The organism is Vibrio sp. OPT46 (genome assembly GCF_015163535.1).
Taxonomy (GTDB): domain Bacteria; phylum Pseudomonadota; class Gammaproteobacteria; order Enterobacterales; family Vibrionaceae; genus Vibrio; species Vibrio alginolyticus.
Window position 1 is genome coordinate 9,764 of sequence record NZ_JADDYG010000648.1, and the last position, 441, is coordinate 10,204.

Annotated in this window: 1 protein-coding gene; it reads right to left on the reverse strand. The window is 40.8% G+C overall.

The window, feature by feature from the left end:
- The coding region (locus IQR33_RS24075) for a PAS domain-containing protein (protein ID WP_193844132.1) at positions 1-441 on the reverse strand (441 nt) is incomplete at both ends.

The window sequence follows — 441 nt, forward strand, 5'->3', positions numbered from 1 at the left end:
AGGTCTTAGTGTCATAACAATGTTGAGTTCTTTATTTCTGCTTTCATTCGCTAAGGTAGCTAATTGGAGTTCAAATTCTTTCCTCGTCGGTAAAAAGGCAGCCCAATCATGCTGTTGTTCACAACGATTTTTCATCCACAACAACGAAGCAGAAATATCCGTAGAAAATCCGAGATAAAGAATTCGTCCAGAATGAAACGTAAGTCGGTAAATACAAAGATGATGAGCTTGGTTGCTACCGTTTGCTGTTTTGCTCAGCAAGTTACCACACCAACATCCTTCATCATTAATTTGCTGCCACAGCTGATCATAAAACGCTTGGCTATGGTGAGAGGTACTGAAAATATGAGTTTTAAGCCCAACCAGATCTCGGTTTTGATAGCCCATTTGTAACTCAAAGGCACGGTTACAACCTAAGATGCGCGTATCTTCATCGGCAAC